The organism is Sulfitobacter sp. SBS6, from assembly GCF_048285585.1.
Taxonomy (GTDB): Bacteria; Pseudomonadota; Alphaproteobacteria; order Rhodobacterales; family Rhodobacteraceae; genus Sulfitobacter; species Sulfitobacter pontiacus.
The window spans coordinates 24,699-46,137 of record NZ_JBLWBA010000002.1 but is presented as its reverse complement, the minus strand read 5'-3'; the positions used below and the strand labels follow the sequence as shown (position 1 = coordinate 46,137).

The window sequence follows — 21,439 nt, the reverse complement described above, 5'->3', positions numbered from 1 at the left end:
CAATGACCCAGTATGATGTTGATGTCGCCATCCTGGGCGCAGGGACTTCCGGGATGGCCGCCTACCGCGAGGTTGTGAAACACACCGACCGCGTGGCCTTGATTGACGGTGGTCCGCTCGGGACGACCTGCGCACGTGTTGGCTGCATGCCTTCCAAGTTGCTGATCGCTGCCGCAGATGCAGCACATGAAGCCCGCCATACGGACAAATTTGGCGTGTCCACCGGTGAGGTCACGATCGACGGTGTGGCCGTGATGGACCGCGTGCGCCGCGAACGCGACCGGTTTGTCGGCTTCGTCAATGATGCCGTGGACAGTTTTGAGGATCGCCATTTGATCCGGCAACACGCGCGCTTCATCGACGACACCACGTTGGAGCTTGCCGATGGCAGCCGTCTGACGGCGCGCACTGTCATCATCGCCACAGGGTCTCGCCCCATCGTGCCGCCCCCGTTCAAAACGGCAGGCGACCGGTTGATCGTCAATGACGATGTTTTTGACTGGCAGGATCTGCCGCGTTCGGCAGCCGTCTTTGGCGCGGGTGTCATCGGGTTAGAACTGGGTCAGGCGCTGTCACGGCTTGGCGTGCGCGTGCACCTGTTTGGCCTTGGCAACTCCGTCGGCCCCCTGAGTGATCCCGACCTCGTGGCCTATGCAAGGGACACGTTCAAGTCCGAGTTTGCCGCGCATTTTGATGCGGACACGCAGATTTCCCGTGATGGCGACAAGGTCGTTGTACGCTGGACCGACAAGGGCAATGCTGCTGACACGGGAGAGGAACGCTTCGATGTCCTGCTGGCGGCCACTGGTCGCCGTCCCAACCTGGACACCATCGGCGTCGAAAACACCTCACTGATCCTGGATGAACGGGGCGCACCGCGTCACGATCACATGTCGATGCGCGCCGACACGGCGGGGGACGGGTTGTCCTCGATCTTCGTGACCGGCGACGCTGCCATCGAGTTGCCGTTGCTGCACGAGGCAGCAGATGAAGGCCGCATCGCAGGCGAAAACGCCGCGCGCTATCCAGAGGTCTATCGCCGCGCCCGGCGCACTGGTTTGGGTGTCGTCTTTTCCGATCCACAGATTGCCATCGCCGGGCGTGGACAAGGTGATCTCACGAAGGCTGGGATCGACTTTGCCTATGGCGAGGTTTCGTTCGAAGACCAGGGGCGCGCGCGCGTGATCGGAAAGGACAAGGGATTGCTGCGCGTCTATGCAGAGCGCGAAACGGGGATCCTGCTGGGTGCCGAAATGATCGGTCCTGCAGCCGAACACATCGTGCATTTGCTTGCCTGGACCATCGAAAGCCGACTGACCGTGATCGAGACCCTGCAACGTCCGTTCTACCACCCGGTTCTGGAAGAGGGCCTGCGCACCGCGCTGCGCAATCTGGCCGCCGAGCTGGAATTCGGTCCGAACCCGCCACTGCGCTGCATCGACTGCGGACCGGGCGGGTAAGCGGCAGCCAGGAACGGCACCTTGATCCTGATCCCCTTACTCTTGGGACTGTCGTTCCTCGTCGGCTATGCCATCCGGCGTGGCAGCATCTGCGCCGTTCTGGCGACGCGGGCGTTGATTGTCGACCGGCGCAGCGCACGTTTCCGCGCCTTCGGCGTCGCCGCCGCCGGAGCGGGTGCCGTGGTTGTTCCACTGCATTGGCTGGCTCCGGCGGATGTGACGCTTTCAGCGGGATATCCCGTTACGGTGTCCGTCGCCGTCGCGGGGGCCATCTTCGGCCTTGGCGCGCGCCTGAACAATGCTTGCGTTCTTGGGACCTTGGCGCATCTGACAGGCGGCAATCTGGTCTTTGGCTTCAGCGTGCTGGGCATGGTTATCGGTGCCACTGCAATGACGTCATCTGGTCTTTGGCAAGCCAGCGTCACAGCGCCGGTCCCTTCGCCCCTTGAAGAGCCCTCAAACTTTGGGGGCGCGTTCGTGGCTGTGTTGGCCATCTCGCTGTTGCTGGCGCTCTATCGTCGTGTTCCCCGATGGATCAGGGGCCTTCGTGACCCAGCCTCCACCCGCATGGGGCCGTATCGCTCCATGCTGATCGTAGGGATCAGCGGTGGGCTTCTCTATGCCCTGGCCGGGAACTGGACCTATATGAGCGTCCTGTCCAACCGCGCCGCACGACTGGTCGATCCGACGCTTACAGCGAACGGTTGGCCCGTTTTTATCTGTGCCATGACCGTCACCGCGGGAGGAGTTGTTGCGGCCATCAGGTACCACGACTTCCAGCTACGGCGACCCAGTCCGGTATCTGCGGCAAGATGTTTTGCCGGAGGCGCCGTGATGGGTGCGGCTGCAGCAGTCATTCCTGGTGGCAATGGAACACTGCTCGTGCACGGCCTTCCGTCGCTCGCACCCCACGCCGTAGCAGCGTACCTCGCTATGACAGTAGCGCTTTGTTTGTTGTTCCTCGCTGAGCGTCGAAGGCTTTCTACATAAAACGCAAGTGTTTCTGTCACCGGCGATAACGACCGTTTGTGACCTTGCGCCTTCATCCAAAGCCGCCATTGGCGCAGCTGCGGCGAAAGTCTGGAAAGTCCCGCCCAGCAGACCTTAGGGTCGTTCCAAAAACCCTCGTTTTTGGATAAACCTTGCGGATGCAGGAGAAGATTATGCTGGCTAAAGAATGATTGGCTTGTAGGCGAGAATTTTCTCTGCCGCAGCGGGAATATCGATGCTACCGTCTGGGCGCACAAACTCGTTGGAATGAAAGATCAAATCAGACCATTCTGGGCATATCGTATTGTTGGATATGTCATTAAAGACTGCGTCTTGCTCAACTTCGGTATCGGCGACCAGTAAGGCTGAAATAGCGGTTTCAAGTTCAGCGTGTGAATACATTGTGTCTCCTTGGCTTGCTTGTTCATAACCTTTTGCGCGGAACAGCGCGATCCATAAGTGCTTCAAAAACGCTCGTTTTTGGAACATGCGGAAATCACCTCATTGGACGCTCCCAAAACCGCGTTCTAAAACTAAGACGTTGTTGAAGGTTTTTGACCGCCTCCCAAAAGCCGACATTCGCTGCGAAGCAGAAATCTTGCAACACGGGCTCGAAGCCGCCATTAGCTTCTACAACCAAATCCCCGAAAAACGGGGGGATTGCTGTATCTTGATACTAATTGAGCGCGTTTTTAAGCTTTCGACGACGCCACTATTCATCAGCTTTTATAAATTAGGCTGGCTTGATGCGATGTCTTGGCTGTTGCTGGCGTTCAGGACTGAACCTATCGTTTTTCCGATCGGCGCAGACCCGCAACAATTCAGGTCCGCAAATGTTTAGCCTGTTCCAACAACCAATTCTTGAAAAACGCCGGGGCGGACGATCCTGAGGTATTCTTGTCCAGACCAATTTCGTACCAGATACACCTTATCGCCCGTTGATCCACAGCGACAAGCTGGCCCGAAGATAACTCGCGCTCGCACAAGATATTATCTGCGAGGATAACGCCTTCACCATCTATTGCGGCATCAATGGCGAGTGAGAGGTCCGAATAAACCTTGCCAGTTTTCCAGCCAAGGCTTTGCGGTTCATGCGCCGCGTACCATTTGTGCCATGTCTCTTTGCCATTGTCGTGAATGAGGGTTGCGCTGCTCCAGTTCACAGAGGCATTTTGAGACGTGAGTTGGGCATTGAGGTGTGGGGACGCGGCGGGAAAGCCATCTATGGGAAACAGACGGTCTTTGGTAATCCCGCTCCCGGGCATTCTGGTTTCGAAGTGAATAGCGATATCCGCATGCCCTTCGCCGATTTGCGCGGGGCTCCACGCTGGCCTTAAATCCACTTCGATCCGCGGAAACAGATTACAAAACTCAGTGATACGTTTGCGCAGCCACAGGGACGCAATGGCAGGTTCTGCGCTGACCATGACGGCCCCAGAACGGGTTTTGCGCAACAGGGTTTCACTGGCGTCAGTAAGCGTTTGAAGGCCGCTCGCGACTTGGGGCAACAAGTCCCGCCCGTTTTCACTGAGCTCGACCCGGTTGCGATGCCTGATGAAAAGATCGGTTCCGAACCATGCCTCAAGATTTTTGATGTGCTGGCTGACAACGCTGTGGCTGACATTCAATTCACTGGCCGCTTTAGCGAAATTACAATGCCGTGCGGCGGCCTCAAAAACCCTAAGCGCATTCAGATGACGGAGCGTGTTCTTCATTCATCCAGCGTAGTTAAAACCTTCGCTGAGAGCAAGTTAAACGCGCTTTTGATTTGAGGCTGATGATGGGTAGCCTTCATTCAACGAATTGCTCCCTAACGCAGAACGGAAACCCGCATGGTCGCTGCCTTGTCCGCCGATAAATCCAATGTCTCGCTCAGCGTAACCGATCTGCACAAATCCTTCGGATCGCATGAGGTGCTCAAAGGTGTTTCCCTCCAGGCCTGTGAAGGCGATGTGATTTCTCTTCTTGGATCGTCCGGTTCTGGCAAGAGTACCTTCCTACGCTGCATCAATCTATTGGAAACGCCGACATCCGGTTTGATCACGGTCCATGGTGAAGACATCAAAATGTCAAAGGATCGCCACGGCGTGTCTCACCCAACTGATCCGCGACAGGTTGAACGCATCCGCGCCCGGCTGGCGATGGTCTTCCAATCCTTCAACCTGTGGTCGCACATGACTGTCTTGGAGAATGTTATTGCAGGACCGATCCATGTTCTAAAACAGTCGCGGGCCGAAGCGATTGAACACGCCAAAGAGGTGTTGGAACGCGTTGGCATGTATGAGCGCCGAAACTACTACCCCGCCCACATTTCAGGCGGTCAGCAACAACGTGCAGCCATCGCCCGCGCGCTGGCTATGAAACCCGAAGTGATGTTGTTCGATGAGCCGACCTCCGCACTTGATCCGGAGCTTGTGGGGGAGGTGCTGAGAGTGATCCGGTCGCTGGCCGAAGAAGGCCGCACGATGGTTGTTGTCACTCACGAAATGGCCTTTGCGCGAGATGTCTCGTCACAGGTCGTTTTTCTGCACCAAGGTCTGATCGAGGAGCAGGGTGCCCCCGCTCAGATGTTCAGTGACCCTGAAACCGTACGTTTCAAAGAATTCCTGTCGACCACGCGGCAGTAACCACAGGGCGCGCAAGGTGCCTTCACAAACATAATGAAAACAAGGGAGTACGAATATGACACTCAAGAACACATTACTTGCCACCGCAGTTGGGGCAGTTGCACTGGTGGCTGGCATGGCTACCGCGGACACTTTGCGCATCGGCGTTGAGGGCGCTTACCCTCCGTTCTCGCAAAAAGGGGCTGATGGCACTCTGTCAGGCTTTGACATCGATATGGCAATGGCCCTCTGCGCAGAGCTGGAGCGCGAATGTGAGCTGGTTGAGCAGGAGTGGGACGGCATGATCCCGGCACTGATCGCTGGGAAATACGACGCCATTGTTGCTTCTCTGTCGATCACCGAGGACCGCAAGAAGCGGGTAGATTTTTCGGAGAAATACTATTTCACCCCGTCGCGGTTTATCGCCAAAGAGGGCGCCACCTTTGAGATGACTGAAGACGGCACAGAAGGCGTCAAGATTGGCGTTCTGCGAGGAACGACCCTGCAATGCCACGTCGAAAAGGCTTTCCCGAAGGCCGACCTGCGCCTCTACAACACACAAGAGGATGTGTTTGCTGACCTCGCAACAGGGCGGCTGGACCTTCAACTGAACAACACGCTGGGTGCATTGGACGGCTTTCTGAACACACCTCAGGGGGATGGGTTTGCCTTTTATGGCGAGGATGTGGATGACCCTGAGTGTCTTGGCGAAGGCACAGGCATTGCGGTGCGCAAAGGCGACCCGCTTGCCGGCGAGTTGAGCGAGGCGATCGCCGCGATCCGGGCCGACGGCACCTACGCGACTATCAACGATAAATATTTCGACGTTGATATTTACGGCAAGTGATCAGCCAAGCCTAAAAGTCAGGGGGACCATCTGGTTTCCCTGACCTCCCTTCCATTTTTCTAACGGGTTCAGCGCATGGACGTGATCTTTGAATACAGACAGATCCTGATCGAAGGAACGTTGGTCACAGTCGCGCTTGCGGTCCTGTCGCTGCTTTTGTCCGTTATCATGGGCCTGATCGGTGCCTTTGCCAAACTGTCTGCGAAACCAAGCATCCGCCGTGCGGGAAGTGTCTATACTCTTTTCGTACGCAGCGTGCCCGACCTTGTGTTGATGATGCTCATTTTTTTTGGCGGTCAAACACTGGTGAACCAGATTGGCAGTTCAACAGGGCTTTGGGGATACGTTGAAATCAACCAGTTCCTTGCTGGGGTGCTGACCCTCGGGTTCATTTTCGGGGCCTATATGTCGGAAACCTTTCGGGGAGCAATTCTTGCCATTCCGCGCGGCCAAATCGAGGCGGCAATGGCTGTGGGCATGAAACCGGGCCAGATCTTCCGCATCGTCACTTGGCCTCAAATGGTTCGCTTCGCCCTGCCCAGTTTTACGAATAACTGGTTAGTCTTGGTCAAGTCCACAGCACTTGTTTCGGTGATCGGCCTGCATGATCTGGTTTGGAATGCCTTTTCGGCAGGTCGCTCCACCCACCAGCTTTTCAGCTTCATGATCGCGGTCATGGTTGTCTATCTGATCATCACCGGCATCTCGGACCTTGCTCTGCGAGCGGTTGACCGCAAATACGCCGCCGGCGTGAGAAAGGCGTAAGACGATGGAATCTGAACGCAGCTTTTACGAGTACCTTCAAAGCTTTAGCGAAACGCGATCTCCGATTGATTTCGTGTTGATCTACGACAACCTGCCGCGGTTCTTTGATGGTGCATTGGTCACGCTTCAACTGACATTCCTCGCTCTTCTTGTGGGCGGGATGATCGCTGTACCACTGGCCATCGCGCGCGCCTATCGCAAGCCGTTCCTAAGCCCGGCAATCCGCGTCTATACCTATGTTTTCTGCGGCACGCCGCTCTTGGTGCAGGTCTATCTGTTCTATTTCGGTCTCGGGCAATTTACCGTCGTGCAGGAAAGCTTCCTATGGGAGCCGATCCTCAGCAAACCGTGGTGGTGCGTGATCATCGCCTTCACGCTGAACACCGCCGCCTATACCACCGAGTTTCTGCGCGGCGCGATTGAGGCGACACCCCACGGTGAAGTCGAAGCAGCCAAGGCTTGTGGCATGTCGCCCTTCACTCGGATGCGGTTGGTGGTTTTGCCCAATGCGTTCCGCCGCGCCCTGCCGGCCTATTCCAACGAAGTCATCTTCACGCTGCACGGGTCTGTCATCGCCAGCACTGTCACCTTGCAGGATCTGTTGGGCGTGGGGCGCTGGCTGAATGGCCGTTACTATCTGGCCTATGAGGGGTTTTTGACGGCGATGGTGTTCTACATGGCAATCGTCTTCCTGATCACCTTTGTTTTCCGAATGGCCGAAAAACGCTTCCTTGGGCACTTGCGGCCCCGTGAAACGCCCGCGCCCGGCAGCGCCAGAGTGGCGGCATGACCGGCGGGTCGCACTCCTCGATCCACAAAATCTCATATCACTTCCTGTAAGAGGCAAAACAATGACAACTTCAAAAAAACGAGACTTGATCGAAGGGCGCGCGGCGCTGATCGTCATCGACATCCAGAAATCCACCTTTGCGCCAATTCCCGACGACAAACGTGCCATCGCTCATATGCCGGACTACGCAGAGCGCATGGCGCGTTCCAAAGTAGCGATCGACAAGGCGCGCGAGGTCGGCATTCCGGTGGTCTTCATTCAGGAAATTCACCGCGCCAACCTGATCGACATGGGCCGCGAAACCGATGGCGACGAGGACGTGCATTGCCTTGACAGCAACCCGCTGACTGCCTTTGCCGAAGAAGAGTTGGGTATGCGCCCGGATGATTATCGCATTTCCAAGCGCCGCTATTCCGCATTCTACGGCACCGATCTGGAAATCCTGTTGAAGGGTCTCAAGGCGGAGACTCTGATCCTTGTGGGCGGCTTGACCGATGTATGCGTACACTACACCTTCGTGGACGCGCATCAGGGTGACTACTTCTGCCGCGTAATCGAGGATTGCGTCGCTGGCTCAAGCCGCGAGGCGCATGATGCCTCACTCAAAGCAGTCGAGTACCTGCAACACGGCGCAGTGCGTTCGCTCGAAGAGGTGCTGGAGGCCATGCAATCCAATGTGGCAACCGATGCTGCCTGATAAAACGCTTATGGCGGTTGGCCTCGCGCTGGCCGCCTCAGCGGTCCTTAGCTTCATAGACAACTTCGTTGCCCCCGTCAGCCAAGAGGCCGGCCTGTGGCAGTTTCAGGCGTTTCGCACTATGTTCGCCGTGCCGTTATTGCTGGTGGCAGCGCGGATGTCGGGGCGTGTGATACGACCCGTCAACCTGCCTCGACTTGCGGGGCGCAGCCTTGCGGTCTCGGTCGGTTTATTGATCTACTTTGCCGCACTCGGGACCTTGCCCGTGTCACAAGCGGGGGCTGGTCTGTTCAGCGCGCCGCTTTGGGTGGTATTGTTGTCCGCCCTTTTGTTCCGTCACAGGATCGGTCCAATCGGGGCGTTTGCCGTGGTCATTGGTTTCGCTGGCGCTTTGATGCTGCTGCAACCCGACTTTGCGAACCTGACCCTACTGTCCTTAATGCCTCTGGCCGCCGGGTTATTCTATGGTCTGGGCATGATGTTGACCCGTCACTGGTGCAGCGATGAAAGCGCAATTGCCTTGGCAATCGGGATATTTGTCACCATCGGCGCGGCTGGCCTGATCATGTTGGCAGTCGTAACGATCTGGCCCGGCGATGCCTTCATCACCGCGCCTTGGACTGCGCCGAGCGCTCGCTTCTTGTGGCTCACCTTGTTTCAAGCCGTGGGCGCTGTAGTCGCGGTAACACTGATTGCCCAAGCCTACCGGATCGGGAACCCTGCCGTGGTCGCCGTATTCGAGTATTCGTTCCTAATTTTTGCCAGCCTCTGGGCGTTTCTGCTTTGGGGCACGGCCACCAATCCACTCGCCTGGGCGGGGATCGCTGTGATCTTGCTCTCTGGCATCGTGATGGCCCTCAGCCAGAAAGAAAAAGCAAATGCCCCCATCGCCGTCTGAACTCGCCTATGTCCCCTTTGTGTCTGTCGAAAACATGATGGGCCTTGTCCACCAGATCGGAATCGAAAAAGTCCTGTGCGACCTTGCCGATGCTATTGAGGCCGACTTCAAACGCTGGGAGCTCTTCGACAAGACACCGCGTGTCGCCAGCCATTCTGCAGTGGGCGTAATCGAATTGATGCCGACATCTGACGGAGAGATGTACGGTTTCAAATACGTGAACGGCCACCCAAAGAACACCAGAGAGGGGTTGCAGACCGTCACCGCATTTGGCCTTCTGGCGGATGTGGACACAGGCTATCCGAAACTCCTGTCGGAAATGACCTTGCTGACCGCATTACGCACGGCCGCTTCTTCGGCAATGGCAGCACGGCACCTTGCACCTAAAGGCGCACGTATCATGGCGATGATCGGAAACGGTGCGCAGTCGGAGTTCCAGTGCCTCGCATTCAAGGCAATCTGCGGCATCGACACCGTGCGCCTTTATGATATCGACCCGTCGGCCACGGCGCGTTGTGCGTCCAACCTGAAACGGCACGGGTTGAAAGTAGTGTCCTGCACATCGGGCCAAGAGGCCATGGAGGGGGCAGAGATCATCACGACCTGTACTGCGGACAAGCAGAATGCCACGATCCTAACTGACAACATGGTCGGAAGCGGTGTCCATATCAACGCGATTGGTGGCGATTGTCCGGGAAAAACCGAATTGCACCGCGACATCCTGCTGCGCTCCGAAATATTCGTGGAATACCCGCCGCAAACCCGCATCGAAGGCGAAATCCAGCAGCTCGAGGACGACCACCCCGTGACCGAATTGTGGGAGGTGATTTCTGGAAAGGCCAAGGGCCGCACTGACGCAAAACAGATCACGCTGTTCGACAGCGTCGGCTTTGCGATCGAGGATTTCAGCGCATTGCGCTATGTGCTGACGGCGATCAAGGGAACGCTGTGGTTTTCCAACCTTGATATGGTCGCGGACCCCGACGACCCCCGCGACCTATTCGGCATGTTCGAACGCGCAAACCAATAAGCTTTGGCAGCAAAGGATCGGTAAATGGCTTGGTTTCTCCTTGTTCTCGCGGGCCTGTTCGAAGTGGGCTGGGCCGTCGGGCTAAAATACACCGACGGTTTTACGCGGCTCTGGCCTAGCGTGCTGACGGCGGCCTCAATGATTGTCAGCCTTGTCCTTTTGGGGCTTGCGTTGCGCAGCATCCCTCTTGGGACAGGCTATGCGATTTGGACTGGCATCGGCACCATCGGCACGGTGATTTTCGGAATCGTCTATTTTGCTGAACCAGCGACCGCTGCGCGGATATTTTGCGTGTTGCTCATCCTTTCGGGGATTGTCGGACTGAAACTCGTCTCAACCACCTGACCAATGAAGAGGACTATGCAATGACAACTTCGATTTCCCGAAAACACACCGGCACGCGCATGTCTCAGATCGTCACGCACGGCGATACGATCTATCTGGCTGGTCAGGTCGGAAACCCCGGCGACAGCGTAGAACAACAAACACGCGATTGCCTTGCGTCGGTCGAAAAATTGCTGGCAGAGGCCGGATCCGATAAAGGACACATGCTTCAGGCAACAATCTGGCTGGCGGACATGGCCGATTTCGCCGAGATGAACGCGGTCTGGGATGCGTGGGTTCCCGAGGGTCATGCCCCGACCCGTGCTTGCGGCGAGGCCCGGCTTGCCACGCCGGAATACAAGGTCGAGGTCATTTTGATTGCTGCGCGCAAGTGATGCCCGCCGGTATCCCCTACATTGACGCGGCATCCCTGCCGCCCGGCTTTGGCTGGACAGATGCCGTTGACGCGATTGCAAAGGGGCACACCCGTGCCCCCGCGCAAATAACGGATCAGTTCCTGAACCGTAAAGAAGACAGCTTTGTGAACCGCGCCGCATGGATTGAGGGGTTCGGCGTTGGGGTGAAATCCTTCACCGTTTTTCCCGACAATGTGCAGTACCAAAGGCCATCCGTGCAGGGCGCGATGCTGATCTTTGACGATCGAACAGGAGCGCCGCTGGCCGTCGTCGATAGTGGCTTGGTGACCTATTGGAAAACGGCCGCGGATTCCGTTTATGGCGCGTCTCTTTTGGCGCGCCCTAATAGTAAGACACTTTTGATAGTGGGGTCGGGCATCGTGGCGGACAGTCTGGTAGGCGCATATTCTGCGCTTTTTCCGGGTTTGGAGCGCATTTTGTTATGGGGCCGAAATCCGGGAAAAAGCCGCGTGCTGGCAGGGCTACACGCGCATCAGAAAGCCGCCGTTGAGGCAATTGAGGATCTTGAAGCGGGCGTAAAACAGGCTGATATCATTTCAACAGCAACAATGAGCAAACAGCCTGTTCTTGACGGAAAGCGGATCGCGCCCGGTACCCATGTTGACCTGATTGGAGCCTTCAAAGCTGACATGCGTGAAGCCAACGACGCATTGTTGACGCGTGCAGAGATCTTTGTTGATAGTTTCGATACCACGCTTGGTCATATTGGCGAATTGCTGATCCCATTGAACGAAGGCACTATTCGCAGGTCCGATGTGCGGGGCGATCTTTATGATCTGACACAGCGCGCGACCGGTCGGAGCGCCCCTGACACCATCACCGTTTTCAAAAACGGCGGCGGTGCGCATCTTGATCTGATGATTGCCAAAGCACTGTCGAACTGGGGCTCGTAAACCCGCAACCCTTAGCCCTCATTTCTGGCCATCGCGGCGGGTGCTTGTACATGAGGGTTTTCTGTCAAAATAGCTGCTTGATGAGACTACGACATTGTTTCCTTAATTCGCTGCGGTGTACGTAGCGAAGAACCATATTTTCTTCCTTGCCGCATCGGACCTCTCATGATTTCAACCATTCTAACAGGTCATAAAGCGAACATGCTGGGTAGCATCTGGATGATCGCATCAATGGCTATTTTTGCCATAGAGGACGCTTTTGTGAAAGCCGCGTCTAACGCGTTACCCGTTGGTCAAATCCTGATTATCTTTGGCTTGGGTGGTGCGGTGATGTTTGCCAGTATGGCCCGCTTAAATAATGAACCTTTGTTTATCAAAGACGTCGTTTCGCGGCCAATGCGCATTCGCGTGGTATTTGAGATCATTGGACGCCTGTTTTACGTTCTTGCTATTGCGGTGACGCCATTGTCCTCAGCAACTGTAATTTTACAAGCGACACCCTTGGTTGTCGTGGCAGGTGCAGCCATGGTGTTTGGCGAAAGAGTTGGATGGCGCAGATGGTCTGCAATCTTTATTGGTCTGGTTGGTGTCATCGTTATTATTCAGCCCGGAACAGATAGCTTTTCAATGCTGTCGGTTTTGGCAATCGTCGGCATGATCGGTTTTGCAGGCCGGGATCTGGCCAGCAGAGCAGCTCCAGCAACGCTCAGCACATCCATTCTTGGACTTTACGGGTTCTTGTCGATTGTGGTTGCTGGGTCGATATTCTCAATCTGGCAAGGTGCTTCATTTGTCCTTCCTGATGTATACACGTCCTTTAACTTAGCCGGTGCCATTCTGTCGGGCGTCGCTGCGTATTCGTGCCTTATGAAAGCGATGCGCACAGGCGAAGTATCTGCCGTGACCCCCTTTCGTTACACAAGGTTACTTTTTGGGATCACACTCGGTGTTGTGCTATTTGGGGAAAGCCTAAGTTCTACGATGCTGCTTGGATCTGGGTTGATCGTCTCTTCAGGCTTGTTCATTATCTGGCGGCGCAACACAGTCGAATAACCATTGGTATTGAACCGCCGCGGGTTTGCCGGAGGCTCCAACTTATGAGTAGGATGGAGTATTATTTTCAAGACAACGAACAAGTATTCACCAGAAGTGCGCGAGCATGCTGTGCGGATGGTATGAAATGGCACAGGGCAGGGGGGCGGCACCACGACCGAACAAGCCGAGAAGGGGAAGGCCATTGGGATCGAAAGTGTTGTGCGCGGCAAGAAGCCAAAGGCAACGCTCCCAGATAAGGCGCTGCCGTGCCCCTTGGACAAGGTGAACCGCCAATTTCATGCGCTAGCGCCAAACGTGCTCTAGGTCAGCGACTTCACCTATGTCGCGACATGGCAAGGCTTTGTGTATGTGGCCTTCGTCATCAATGTTTATGCACGGCGGATTGTTGGTTGGCGCGCCAGCCGCACCGCGAATGCACGCTTCGTGTTGGATGCGTTGGAACAGGCCATTTATCAACACACGCCAGCTCAAGCCCAACTGGTGCATCACCCGGATCGCAATATCTGTCGATCAAATACACTAAACGGCTGGCAGAAGCCAAAATTGCTCCGCCCGTCGGTAGCGTCGGGGGGCTCATATGACAACGCCCTGGCTGAAACGATCAACGGCCTGTTCAAAGCCGAGCTCATTCATCGGCGTGGCCCATGGGGCAGCTTTGAAGCGGTCGAATATGCCACCCTCGAATGGGTAGATTGGTTCAACAACCGCCGCCTAATGGAGTCTATCGGAGACATCGCACCAACTGAGGTCGAGGCAAATTATCACGCGGCTCTGGAAAGGTCAGACATGGCCGCGTAACTAAGACAAATTAGCCTCTGGAAAACCCGGTGCGGTTCAATAGGAGACATGGGAACCTTGTCAGGCGTTTTGCGGGGAACGGGCGCTCAGATGTAGCCCGGCAATCATGCAGCGGACAGAGCCACCGGCGTGTTCGATGGTAGGAATATCTATCGGCAGCAGCGAGACATGGCGTTCCAGCGTTTTGATCTGTGCAGGCTCCAACGATTGCAAAGCCCGGGACGACAAGGCCAAAATCTGCCCATCCCGTCCCTGCAATTCGATGGCATTGCCCGCGAAGTTGGAGATTTGCGCGTGCGTCAGATCCACAATGTCCCGCTCGCCCCGGCGTAACCGCTCGGCCACATCCCGGCGACGGGCGGCATCGGGAAGCGCGCTTAGACCGACCATTGCAAAATCGGTTCCGATGCACATTAAAACGTTGGTGTGATAAATTGGCTGACTGTGGGCATCAACAGCATCAAAGACCACTGGCTCGTAGTTAAAATGGGTGCAAAAGCGTTCAAGCAATATCTCACTGGTGCGTTTGGAGCGTGCTGCGTAGGCGACCCGTTCCAAATGGTCGATCACCATGGCACCGGTCCCTTCGAGGTACAGGTCGTCCTGTTCCAGACCGGAATAATCGATGATATCCTGGACACGGTAGGTGTGTTTCAACATCTCCAGCACATCCTGTCGCCGTTCAGCGCGGCGGTTTGGCGCATACATTGGATAAATGGCGACATGCCCGCCGGAATGGGTCGAAAACCAGTTGTTCGGAAAAACAGAATCCGGTGTCGACGTGCCTTCGTCCTCGAAAAGATGCACCCGCACACCCGCATTCCTGAGTGACTCGGCGGCGCGGGTCACTTCGTCAAGCGCGGTTCGGGCGACACGTGCAGTGTCTGCGCCACCGCTGGTCTGAAAATGGTTGTCCCGCGCCGTCAATGTGTTGGGCGTGAAATGATGTGGGCGGATCATGACGACCGACGACGGTGCCTGAATGGAAGAACGGGACATGGAAACGAGCCTTGTGCTGCGGGGTGTACGGAGAGAATAGGCTGCCGTGATGGCAGTTTGCACGACCATGCAAACAAGAATTTGAAGTCATATTGCGCAGTTTGCTATGTTAGAGTATAAATATTGCCATGCACATCTACGATGACCTCGACCGAAAGCTGATCGCGATCCTGCGCGATGATGGCCGGGCACCGATCTCGAAACTCGCAACATTGCTGCAGGTATCCCGTGCGACCGTGCAGACACGTTTGGACAGATTGTTGGACAGTGGCGCGGTGTTGGGATTTACCATTCGCGCTCGCGAAGACAGCGGGCCGAATGGGGTTCAGGCGATCATGATGATCGAGGTATCAGGCCAATCCACAACCCAAGTCATCCGTAGTTTGCGCGGGATAGCTGCGCTTCATCAATTGCATTCAACCAATGGAAATTGGGATCTTGTTGCGCAGCTCAGCGCAGAAAACCTTAGTGATTTCGACCGTGTGTTGCGCGAAGTGCGGGGCATTCCAGGGATCACAAACAGTGAAACTTCGATACTTCTTAGCTCAGTATGACCATTACTGGGGGCATTGCCAACTTGTTTGCGCCGGCATGAAAGCTGCCTGGGGGGGCGTCTGTCAGGCGGTCATCTCGAGAGCGTAACTTGAATAGCCCCTGGTTTCCTAGACACCTTCTTGGTTCACATTGAACTGTCTGTTTTCGTAGTCGACAGGCGACAGCATACCGTTTCTGACATGTTTGCGTTTCGGGTTATAGAACATTTCGATGTAGTCGAAGATGTCCTGTCTGGCCTGCTCGCGGGTTTTATATGTTCGACGCCGGACGCGTTCCCGTTTGAGCAGGTTGAAGAAGCTCTCAGGCAAGTGTTTGTCCGCCATTGGTCCGAGGACAATGGACGCGCGCATTGTCATGGCAATTCCCGCGCCTACTCATCGAGCGTTCGATATTGTGGGCTCGCAGAAACGCCGCCCAGTCCTTGCTGGTGTATTGTGCGCCTTGATCCGTGTGGATCAGGACGCGTCGCTTAGGTTTGCGTCGCCAGACAGCCATCAGAAGGGCTTGCAGCACGAGGTCTGTTGGTTGCCGCGATTGTGTCGCCCAGCCGATCACGCGTCGTGAGTAGAGGTCGATGATAACCGCCAGATAGAGAAACCCCTCATAGGTTTTGATATAAGTAATATCAGACACCCAGGCGGTGTCTGGCGCTGTCACATCAAACTGCCGGTCTAACGTGTTGTCGACGACGACTGACGGCCTTCCACCATACTTGCCCGGCTTACGTTTGTACCCGATCTCTGCGCGGATCCCGGCCAAACGGGTCAACCTGGCAACACGGTTTGGGCAACTGGTCTCATCCAACTCCACCAGATCGTCATGTAGCTTACGGTATCCGTAGACCTTGCCACTGTCGTTCCAAGCTTCTTCGAGCAGCTTGGTCTGACGCGCATCCTCACGCGCACGGTGGCTTAATGGATTTTTAATCCATGCATAGAATCCGCTGGGATGGACATTGAGGCAACGACACATCCTGCGTACCGAATACTGAGGGCGGTGCTCGGCAATGAACGCGTACTTCACCTTGCATCCTTTGCGAAGTACGCGGCCGCTTTTTTTAGGATGTCACGCTCCTCCGTCATCCGCGCCAACTCACGCTTGAGCCTGCGGTTCTCAGCTTCATGGTCAACAGATGATGTCTGTGACGCAGCTTTTGCGTAGAGCTTCATCCATTTGTAGAGCGAATATGTACTGACGCCCAACCGTTCCGAAACCTCGCGAACGGCATACCCCCGCACTGTTATCTGATGGACGGCATCGCGCTTGAAATCTTCACTGAAATTTGGCTTCCCCATAACGGCCTCCTTGCCTCAAAGTTAGGGAAGAAAGCGTCTACAAATCTAGGGGCTATTCAGGATAAGCTCCAGGCTACCGTAAGCGAGGTAGAACCCAAAGCCCGCCATGCCAAGAAACAGAGTCGCAAAGACCTAATGATTGAGGCGGGAGACAGAATTTTGGGTTTTCATGAAGTGTTCCTCTGAGCGTTGCGGCGATGCTTTTACGCGTGTGTCGCGTCGTTTCGCGTCATGATGACTTCACGCGTGATCTGCCAGCGGCCATCCTCAAGAACGAAGTCGATGCTGAGCGAGATGAGCTGATAGCGACCGGTCGCGTTGTTCTTGCGGCTGACAACGATGTGCCCATGCGTGTCATCGGCCTCGACCAGATGGTATTGCACCCAAGGGTTGTCATCCTTCAGCGCGCCCATGTTATGCTTGATCATCTCCATGAATTCGGGTTTGTCGTTGCGCATCAACGTACCATCGTTCAGCAGCAGATAAGTCTGCATGTCGCGGTGATAGAGGTTGTCCAGCACCTCGAACGAATGCCCTGAGACGCCGTGGATCAGCCCGTCCAGTGATGATTTGACGGCGGCTGCGTTTGCGTGGTTTTCGGTCATAGCCATTGTATTGGTCCTTTTGGGAAAAGTTGTGTTCGTGAGGTTTGGCGCGAGCGATCTACTCGGTCGCGTAGTTGCTGAACATATCCAGCACGATCTGCCATTCATCGTCTTCGTTTTCGCGCTCAAGGACGTAAACGTATGACCCTTCAAGCTGGAAACCCTGGCTTTCTACGAGGGCGCGTGTGATGCCTTTCATTACCGCCTGCGTCCCATCATCAGAAATGAACAGGTCCTCAATCGTGTGCGACAGCTCGCCCTTGTTCTCGCTCATGAAGTTGATGGTCTGACGCGGAACACCGTCGCGGCCTTGCGCTGGCGGGGTCGCAGGCGCGATCCAGAATGCATCCTCATCATAAAGAGCGATAAGCCCGGCCGCGTCATGGGTTGCAGCCAGTTCATTGAACCTATCATTGAAGGCGATCAGGCTTTCACGGGCCTGCGATTGGGCCTGTGTTTCAGCAATGACTGGCAGCGCCAGAGAGGCAACGAGGGCACTCGTGGAGAGAGCGGATGTCAAGCGCATGAGCTTGTCCTTTCAGTTTAGTGTATTGATTTTAGGTGGTAAGATGAGGGTGCGCCTTAAGCGGCGCGCGTCCCCCGGATTGGGTAGTTGTTTTCGGGGTTGCGGATAAAGCGCAGACCGCCAAGCAGGGTTTTCAGGTCGGGCCGGGCGAATGGCGCGTTGGAGATATCCGTGACCTGCACCTGACCATCTGCGTTGACGACGAAGATACCTGGCTCTGCGAAGGGTTGATCCGTTTCTTCTGCCGATCTTGGATCGGACACATAAAGCCCAAGGTCGTGCATTTGATCCAGGCTGAGACCATACCCAACAGGATAGCTTGGCTGCACAAGTGCGATCTGGTCGCTCGCCTTGGTTTCGGGGTCGGCGGAGACCGCGACCACATCTACTCCCAAAGCGTGAAACTCCGGCAGCAGGACTTCCAAATCCTTCAAGTAGCTGGTGCACATCGGGCAGTGCTTGCCGCGATAGACGACGATCATTTGCCAATCATGGCCGTCTTGCGGCGCACCGAGCGTAAGATCACCCCCGCCCAGTTTTGATACAGTGATTGCCGGAAATCGTGATCCAGCGGGAATTTTTTGCGATGACATTTTGCTATCCTTGTATTTTATGATGATTGTTATAAAAGGCGTCAAAACGACAGGTCAAGGAGTTTTGTAATGAGCGACACAAAAAAAGTTGGACGGCCCAAAACCTTCGACCGTGATGAAGCCCTCACGAAGGCCATCGGCGTGTTCTGGAAGCAGGGTTACGAAGGCGCGTCAATGAAGCTGCTGACGGATGAGATGGGGATTAACAGTCCCAGTCTTTATGCAGAGTTTGGCGACAAGCACGGCCTCTACCTTGAAGCGATCAACAGCTATGCGACCAATGACGCTTGCACTCCTTTGGTCGCACTGGAGACCGTGCCCGATATTCAAAAGGCTGTTCGCGCCTTCTTCGAGGCCGTGGTTGACTACTCAACACATCATGACAGTGGAGCAAAGGGGTGCTTTCTTGTCTCGTGTGTCGCGACAAGCGCGGGGCATGTAAATGGCACTGCCGAATTGCTGCAAGATGCGATCACATCGACAGACAAACGCATCACGGCCCGCTTTGAACAAGAAGTGATGCTTGGCAATTTACCGCAAAACTTCCCGAGCGCGGATCGGGCCAAGCTGATGTTTGACTTGCGGCAGGGTATGGTGTTCCGCGCACGCGCCGGGTTCACCGATGACGATCTGGCTAGCGACATTGACAAGTACGTAAGCTCAGTGCTGGCAAGTTGTGAAAGCTGACCTTTGTGTTCAGTGGGCGATTTACACAAATCGTTTCCAATGCGTACCTGTTCCTTTGATTTGACTGCGGGATGCTGGGATGCCTTTCAAATCCAACGCGTCGCGGCGGGATAAGTTCGCGAAGGCAAAATATCGTGTGAAGAACCGGGCCGAGTACAATGAAGCGCTCGGTCTGACCTTCTATCCTAGGTGTCCGGTCCGGTGCGCCGTTTCAGCGGTTATGGTCAGCGATCGCGCACCACAAACGGCATTGCCAACTTGTTTGCGCCGGCATGGAAGCTTCCTGGGGGCGTCTGTCAGGCGGTCATTCCGAGAGCGTAACTGTCCCAGAGGCGGAAAGCATCAGTTCTGGCGTGACGGTATGAAATGCTAGAGAGTTGATAGCGGCGGGGTCGAAAGACGGTGCTGATCTGATCGTGAGCGGCGAGGAACCTTTGGGCCTGATGCGGGGACTTGAACCGACCCATCGGTTTCTCGCGCTTTCGAGTTGGCCTGTGAGATCCTTAGATCCGGTTGTTCAGCCCTTTGTGTGCCCGGTGATCCGCATCCGGTGCAAGATCACGGATCGGCTTGAAGTAGCTTCGCAGTTTGTCCGTGATCACAATGCGAGGTTCGCCGAATTTCGAAATCAATCGCTTCAGGAAGCGCCGGGCGGCCTTAGCATTCCGCCATGATTGGACGAGGATATCAAGCGTATCACCGTTCGCATCAACCGCCCGCCAGAGCCAGCATTTCCGACCGTTGATCGGTACGATCACTTCATCCACATGCCATTTGTCGGCCGCCCCAGGCCGGTCTCGCCTGATGCAACTCGCGAAATGGCCGCCAAAGCGGTTGACCGATTGCGGGATCGTCTCCCGGCTGACCGTCACACCGCGTTCCGCGAGTAGATCTTCGACATCGGCTGTGCTGTGCGCAAAGCGATGGTAGGTCCAGGCGGCATAAGCGATGACCTCGCGCGGAAAACGAAAACCCTTCAGGCGAGGCATTGTGGCTGTTACCTTCGTGCGCGAGCGATAACCAGTTCAGAACTCGTAAACATGTTGGCAATGCCCCTTCATAAGCCTCCCTTGCGCATGCTAGGGCCGACGCGCGCTAGAGCTTTACCCAGGCGGTCTTGAGATCCAGAAATTTGTCGAGAGCGTGCAACGACTTGTCATGTCCGTTCCCGGATTGCTTCACACCGCCCATCGGCACTGTGACGTCAGGTCCGCCATAGGTATTTACATGCACTACACCGGTGTGCATTTCGCGCACCATACGATGCGCTCGCGAGAGATCAGACGTCCAGACGCCGCCCGCTAGGCCATAATCGGTGCTGTTGGCGAGCCGAATGGCGTCGTCTTCGTCCTCAAATGCGGTGACGGCCAGAACCGGACCGAACACCTCTTTTTGTGCGACGCTGTGATGCGCGGCCACGTCCGTGATGATTGTTGGCTCCATGAAATAGCCTCCGGTGTCCTCGAGGACGCGCTGGCCGCCCTGGTAGAGTGTTCCGCCTTCGGCCTGCGCGGTTTCGACGAAAGACAGGTTCTGCGCCAGTTGCGTGGCATTGTTGATTGCGCCGGCCTGTGTTGTCAGATCAAGCGGGTCGCCCACGCGCATGGACTTGGCGGCCTTCGCCAGTTCGGCGACGAAGTCATCATGAACCGAGCGCTCCACCAGAAGTCGAGATCCAGCCACGCAAACCTGGCCGGAGTTGCGGAAGATCCCGGCGGCACTGACGGCCGCGGCCTCGGTCAGGTTCTTGGCATCGGCGAACACAACGTTGGCGGACTTGCCGCCCAGTTCTAGGTAGCAGCGCTTCATATTCGACGCGGCGGAGGCCTGAAGAAGCCGACGACCTGTCGCGCCCGACCCCGTGAAAACGACCACATCAACATCCATGGAATGCGACAGCGCCTCCCCAACGACCCTGCCTTCGCCGGTCACGACGTTAAGCACACCGGCTGGCAACCCGGCCTCAAGGGCCAATTCTGCAACCCGAAGAAGCGACAGCGAGGCAGTCTCGGAGGGTTTGAGTACGACTGAATTTCCTGCCGCGAGGGCCGGGCCCAACTTCCATGCGCCGATCATCAGCGGGAAGTTCCAGGGGATGATCGCAGCCACCACGCCAATCGGTTCGCGGTGGATTAAACCGAGGATGTCACCCGGGGTTGGCGCGATCTCGCCGTACACCTTGTCGATGGCCTCTGCGTAGAAACGAAGGGTGGCAATGGCCGATCCCGGCTCTGCTTTCAGGGCCATGCCGATTTCGGTGCCGTTGTTGCGCACGCCCAGCACAGCCAGGTCGAGCATCTCGGCCTCGATCAGCTCGGCCCACCTGAGCATGATTTTCTTGCGCGCCGCGGGCGGCATCCCGCGCCAGCGCTTGTCGTCGAAAGCCTGACGCGCCGCGGCAATCGCGCGCTCGGTATCGCCTTTGCTGCCAGCGGCGGTGGTGGTGAGCACGGAGCCGTCGAGGGGCGAGATCACATTGTCGGTCTGGCCGGTCTCGCTGTCGCAGAGCTGCCCGTCGATCAGCAGTTTCCGGGGCGCAATAGCCTTGGTGCGCAGCGTGTCGATTTGGGCTTGTTCTGTCATGTCAA

The 21,439-nt window shown here is 56.1% G+C and carries 22 protein-coding genes and 3 pseudogenes; 16 read left to right on the top strand and 9 right to left on the bottom strand.

What is annotated here, in order from left to right:
• Positions 1–2: 2 nt before the first annotated feature.
• Together ACNQ62_RS00315 and ACNQ62_RS00310 are read left to right on the top strand one after the other, a co-directional pair.
• On the top strand, positions 3–1,460 hold the full coding sequence (locus ACNQ62_RS00315; RefSeq protein ID WP_418093908.1) for a dihydrolipoyl dehydrogenase: 1,458 nt from the start codon (positions 3–5) through the stop codon (positions 1,458–1,460).
• 21 nt (positions 1,461–1,481) lie between these two features.
• Positions 1,482–2,450: a YeeE/YedE thiosulfate transporter family protein gene (locus tag ACNQ62_RS00310; RefSeq protein WP_418093907.1), complete on the top strand. Its 969-nt coding sequence runs from the start codon at positions 1,482–1,484 to the stop codon at positions 2,448–2,450.
• A 180-nt stretch (positions 2,451–2,630) separates the two neighbouring features.
• Here ACNQ62_RS00310 and ACNQ62_RS00305 read toward each other — a convergent pair whose 3' ends face one another.
• A complete protein-coding gene (locus ACNQ62_RS00305; protein ID WP_418093906.1) occupies positions 2,631–2,939 on the bottom strand; it encodes a hypothetical protein in 309 nt (102 codons plus the stop codon).
• Between the two features lie 332 nt (positions 2,940–3,271).
• Positions 3,272–4,165 (bottom strand): LysR family transcriptional regulator, encoded by an 894-nt coding sequence (locus ACNQ62_RS00300; RefSeq protein ID WP_418093905.1) that lies wholly within the window; start codon positions 4,163–4,165, stop codon positions 3,272–3,274.
• A gap of 117 nt (positions 4,166–4,282) precedes the next feature.
• Between ACNQ62_RS00300 and ACNQ62_RS00295 the strand changes: the two genes are divergently transcribed.
• From ACNQ62_RS00295 to ACNQ62_RS00240, 12 genes and pseudogenes are all read left to right on the top strand, one after another.
• Positions 4,283–5,077: an ABC transporter ATP-binding protein gene (locus ACNQ62_RS00295; RefSeq protein WP_418093904.1), complete on the top strand. Its 795-nt coding sequence runs from the start codon at positions 4,283–4,285 to the stop codon at positions 5,075–5,077.
• 55 nt (positions 5,078–5,132) lie between these two features.
• Entirely contained in the window at positions 5,133–5,903 is a 771-nt protein-coding gene (locus tag ACNQ62_RS00290; protein WP_037942129.1) for a transporter substrate-binding domain-containing protein, read from the top strand.
• 75 nt (positions 5,904–5,978) lie between these two features.
• Positions 5,979–6,668 carry an ABC transporter permease gene (locus ACNQ62_RS00285; protein WP_418093903.1) on the top strand — a complete coding sequence of 230 codons (690 nt, stop codon included), beginning with the start codon at positions 5,979–5,981 and terminating at the stop codon, positions 6,666–6,668.
• 4 nt (positions 6,669–6,672) lie between these two features.
• On the top strand, positions 6,673–7,458 hold the full coding sequence (locus tag ACNQ62_RS00280) for an ABC transporter permease (RefSeq protein ID WP_288959927.1): 786 nt from the start codon (positions 6,673–6,675) through the stop codon (positions 7,456–7,458).
• A 61-nt stretch (positions 7,459–7,519) separates the two neighbouring features.
• Complete coding sequence (locus ACNQ62_RS00275; protein WP_037942125.1) at positions 7,520–8,155, top strand: cysteine hydrolase family protein; 636 nt, start codon at positions 7,520–7,522, stop codon at positions 8,153–8,155.
• A complete protein-coding gene (locus ACNQ62_RS00270; protein WP_418093902.1) occupies positions 8,145–9,053 on the top strand; it encodes a DMT family transporter in 909 nt (302 codons plus the stop codon). The genes ACNQ62_RS00275 and ACNQ62_RS00270 overlap by 11 nt, the downstream gene beginning before the upstream one ends.
• Entirely contained in the window at positions 9,034–10,083 is a 1,050-nt protein-coding gene (locus ACNQ62_RS00265) for an ornithine cyclodeaminase (RefSeq protein WP_418093901.1), read from the top strand. The genes ACNQ62_RS00270 and ACNQ62_RS00265 overlap by 20 nt, the downstream gene beginning before the upstream one ends.
• Positions 10,084–10,107: 24 nt before the next feature.
• Positions 10,108–10,428, top strand: a complete 321-nt coding sequence (sugE, locus tag ACNQ62_RS00260; RefSeq protein WP_418093900.1) for a quaternary ammonium compound efflux SMR transporter SugE — start codon at positions 10,108–10,110, stop codon at positions 10,426–10,428.
• Between the two features lie 20 nt (positions 10,429–10,448).
• Positions 10,449–10,802, top strand: coding sequence for a RidA family protein (locus tag ACNQ62_RS00255; protein ID WP_418093899.1), 354 nt, complete (start codon positions 10,449–10,451; stop codon positions 10,800–10,802).
• Positions 10,803–10,948: 146 nt separating this feature from the next.
• Positions 10,949–11,737 carry an ornithine cyclodeaminase family protein gene (locus ACNQ62_RS00250; protein WP_418093898.1) on the top strand — a complete coding sequence of 263 codons (789 nt, stop codon included), beginning with the start codon at positions 10,949–10,951 and terminating at the stop codon, positions 11,735–11,737.
• Positions 11,738–11,902: 165 nt separating this feature from the next.
• On the top strand, positions 11,903–12,790 hold the full coding sequence (locus tag ACNQ62_RS00245; RefSeq protein WP_418093897.1) for a DMT family transporter: 888 nt from the start codon (positions 11,903–11,905) through the stop codon (positions 12,788–12,790).
• 177 nt (positions 12,791–12,967) lie between these two features.
• Positions 12,968–13,591 (top strand): annotated as a pseudogene (locus ACNQ62_RS00240) (IS3 family transposase); the annotation flags it as partial.
• A gap of 60 nt (positions 13,592–13,651) precedes the next feature.
• Here the strand turns inward: ACNQ62_RS00240 and ctlX are convergent.
• Positions 13,652–14,590, bottom strand: coding sequence for a citrulline utilization hydrolase CtlX (gene ctlX / locus ACNQ62_RS00235; RefSeq protein WP_418093896.1), 939 nt, complete (start codon positions 14,588–14,590; stop codon positions 13,652–13,654).
• A gap of 128 nt (positions 14,591–14,718) precedes the next feature.
• On the opposite strand from ctlX, the gene ACNQ62_RS00230 reads away from it, so the two are divergent.
• Positions 14,719–15,144, top strand: coding sequence for an Lrp/AsnC family transcriptional regulator (locus tag ACNQ62_RS00230; RefSeq protein WP_418093895.1), 426 nt, complete (start codon positions 14,719–14,721; stop codon positions 15,142–15,144).
• A 108-nt stretch (positions 15,145–15,252) separates the two neighbouring features.
• On the opposite strand, the pseudogene ACNQ62_RS00225 reads toward ACNQ62_RS00230, so the two are convergent.
• The 4 genes and pseudogenes from ACNQ62_RS00225 to ACNQ62_RS00210 all read right to left on the bottom strand — a co-directional run bounded on the left by ACNQ62_RS00225 (position 15,253) and on the right by ACNQ62_RS00210 (position 18,164).
• Positions 15,253–16,440 (bottom strand): annotated as a pseudogene (locus ACNQ62_RS00225) (IS3 family transposase).
• Positions 16,441–16,643: 203 nt separating this feature from the next.
• Positions 16,644–17,051 (bottom strand): hypothetical protein, encoded by a 408-nt coding sequence (locus ACNQ62_RS00220; protein WP_418093894.1) that lies wholly within the window; start codon positions 17,049–17,051, stop codon positions 16,644–16,646.
• A 52-nt stretch (positions 17,052–17,103) separates the two neighbouring features.
• On the bottom strand, positions 17,104–17,571 hold the full coding sequence (locus tag ACNQ62_RS00215; RefSeq protein ID WP_064215955.1) for a YybH family protein: 468 nt from the start codon (positions 17,569–17,571) through the stop codon (positions 17,104–17,106).
• Positions 17,572–17,627: 56 nt separating this feature from the next.
• On the bottom strand, positions 17,628–18,164 hold the full coding sequence (locus tag ACNQ62_RS00210; protein ID WP_418093893.1) for a redoxin family protein: 537 nt from the start codon (positions 18,162–18,164) through the stop codon (positions 17,628–17,630).
• Between the two features lie 69 nt (positions 18,165–18,233).
• On the opposite strand from ACNQ62_RS00210, the gene ACNQ62_RS00205 reads away from it, so the two are divergent.
• Positions 18,234–18,851: a TetR/AcrR family transcriptional regulator gene (locus tag ACNQ62_RS00205; protein WP_418093892.1), complete on the top strand. Its 618-nt coding sequence runs from the start codon at positions 18,234–18,236 to the stop codon at positions 18,849–18,851.
• Positions 18,852–19,147: 296 nt separating this feature from the next.
• Here ACNQ62_RS00205 and ACNQ62_RS00200 read toward each other — a convergent pair.
• Positions 19,148–19,840 (bottom strand): annotated as a pseudogene (locus ACNQ62_RS00200) (IS6 family transposase).
• 106 nt (positions 19,841–19,946) lie between these two features.
• Positions 19,947–21,434, bottom strand: coding sequence for an aldehyde dehydrogenase (locus ACNQ62_RS00195; RefSeq protein WP_418093891.1), 1,488 nt, complete (start codon positions 21,432–21,434; stop codon positions 19,947–19,949).
• Positions 21,435–21,439 lie beyond the last annotated feature (5 nt).

Coding starts and splice junctions, on each gene's coding strand:
- ACNQ62_RS00295 (WP_418093904.1), top strand. CDS start 4,283: ATGGTCGCTGCCTTGTCCGCCGATAAATCCAATGTCTCGCTCAGCGTA.
- ACNQ62_RS00215 (WP_064215955.1), bottom strand. CDS start 17,571: ATGCGCTTGACATCCGCTCTCTCCACGAGTGCCCTCGTTGCCTCTCTG.
- ACNQ62_RS00275 (WP_037942125.1), top strand. CDS start 7,520: ATGACAACTTCAAAAAAACGAGACTTGATCGAAGGGCGCGCGGCGCTG.
- ctlX (WP_418093896.1), bottom strand. CDS start 14,590: ATGTCCCGTTCTTCCATTCAGGCACCGTCGTCGGTCGTCATGATCCGC.
- ACNQ62_RS00255 (WP_418093899.1), top strand. CDS start 10,449: ATGACAACTTCGATTTCCCGAAAACACACCGGCACGCGCATGTCTCAG.
- ACNQ62_RS00280 (WP_288959927.1), top strand. CDS start 6,673: ATGGAATCTGAACGCAGCTTTTACGAGTACCTTCAAAGCTTTAGCGAA.
- ACNQ62_RS00305 (WP_418093906.1), bottom strand. CDS start 2,939: ATGTTCCAAAAACGAGCGTTTTTGAAGCACTTATGGATCGCGCTGTTC.
- sugE (WP_418093900.1), top strand. CDS start 10,108: ATGGCTTGGTTTCTCCTTGTTCTCGCGGGCCTGTTCGAAGTGGGCTGG.
- ACNQ62_RS00195 (WP_418093891.1), bottom strand. CDS start 21,434: ATGACAGAACAAGCCCAAATCGACACGCTGCGCACCAAGGCTATTGCG.
- ACNQ62_RS00270 (WP_418093902.1), top strand. CDS start 8,145: ATGCTGCCTGATAAAACGCTTATGGCGGTTGGCCTCGCGCTGGCCGCC.
- ACNQ62_RS00230 (WP_418093895.1), top strand. CDS start 14,719: ATGCACATCTACGATGACCTCGACCGAAAGCTGATCGCGATCCTGCGC.
- ACNQ62_RS00315 (WP_418093908.1), top strand. CDS start 3: ATGACCCAGTATGATGTTGATGTCGCCATCCTGGGCGCAGGGACTTCC.
- ACNQ62_RS00300 (WP_418093905.1), bottom strand. CDS start 4,165: ATGAAGAACACGCTCCGTCATCTGAATGCGCTTAGGGTTTTTGAGGCC.
- ACNQ62_RS00220 (WP_418093894.1), bottom strand. CDS start 17,051: ATGGCTATGACCGAAAACCACGCAAACGCAGCCGCCGTCAAATCATCA.
- ACNQ62_RS00265 (WP_418093901.1), top strand. CDS start 9,034: ATGCCCCCATCGCCGTCTGAACTCGCCTATGTCCCCTTTGTGTCTGTC.
- ACNQ62_RS00290 (WP_037942129.1), top strand. CDS start 5,133: ATGACACTCAAGAACACATTACTTGCCACCGCAGTTGGGGCAGTTGCA.
- ACNQ62_RS00205 (WP_418093892.1), top strand. CDS start 18,234: ATGAGCGACACAAAAAAAGTTGGACGGCCCAAAACCTTCGACCGTGAT.
- ACNQ62_RS00210 (WP_418093893.1), bottom strand. CDS start 18,164: ATGTCATCGCAAAAAATTCCCGCTGGATCACGATTTCCGGCAATCACT.
- ACNQ62_RS00285 (WP_418093903.1), top strand. CDS start 5,979: ATGGACGTGATCTTTGAATACAGACAGATCCTGATCGAAGGAACGTTG.
- ACNQ62_RS00245 (WP_418093897.1), top strand. CDS start 11,903: ATGATTTCAACCATTCTAACAGGTCATAAAGCGAACATGCTGGGTAGC.